An 803-nucleotide genomic window follows, 5' to 3' on the forward strand; every position below is an offset into this window, starting at 1 on the left:
GGCGCACCCACGAGGACCGCATACAGCGCCTGCGCGCAGCAGGGGTAACCGATCACCAGCTGGCCCGGTTGCGTTCACCGATCGGCCTTGACCTCGGCGCGGGCACGCCAGAGGAGACGGCCCTGTCGATCCTTGCCGAGATCGTCGCCGATCGACAGGGCGGCTCAGGCCTACCACTGGCCAGTACACCCACTCCCATTCACCATGACACGGCTTCCCTCTCCGGTCGCGCCGCGCGAGAGCAGCCCGCCTGTGCGACGGTTTGGCCGAGCTGAGTAACCCCGCGCGCAACGGGGCGGACCCGGAGCCGACGGAACCGACCGGACGGTGACAGAGGGGAGGGCTTCACGTATCCGGTCAGGTGACGGATGTCCCCAGGATGATCCGCGACATGGTTGCGGCAGTGCCCTCGCATGCAGGAAAGGGAGGGAGCCATGCCCGACAAACAATCGGAGATCTCGGCTGACCAACTGGCTGCTCAGAAGCGGTCTGCGCGTGCCTGGTACCGGCTTTCCTAGGGACAGCTTCCCAGGAAAAGATCTCCCTGTATGCCAGCTCTCTCCGTCACGACGATGGATTCCGCAAGGCGCCTTCGCACACGAAAGGCCGCCTCCGCCACATGGTCGTCCGTGTGGCGAAGAACTGCGCATCCAACGGAGACACCATGCGTGAGTACACCGAGCTGTACATCGACGGCGCCTGGCGCGAGCCCCTCGACGGCACGGTCATCGATTTGACCGACCCTGCCACCGGCGAGGTGTCCGGACGGGTGGCGCTCGGTGGTGAGGCCGACGTCGACCTGG

General features: G+C 66.3%; 1 protein-coding gene. It reads left to right on the forward strand.

The genetic code is table 11. The features are described from left to right. Positions 1-275 (forward strand): XdhC family protein (locus tag STSP_RS37620; protein ID WP_198547448.1); only part of this gene is annotated, 275 nt, incomplete at its 5' end. Positions 276-803 lie beyond the last annotated feature (528 nt).

The organism is Streptomyces jeddahensis, assembly GCF_001642995.1.
GTDB lineage: Bacteria > Actinomycetota > Actinomycetes > Streptomycetales > Streptomycetaceae > Streptomyces > Streptomyces jeddahensis.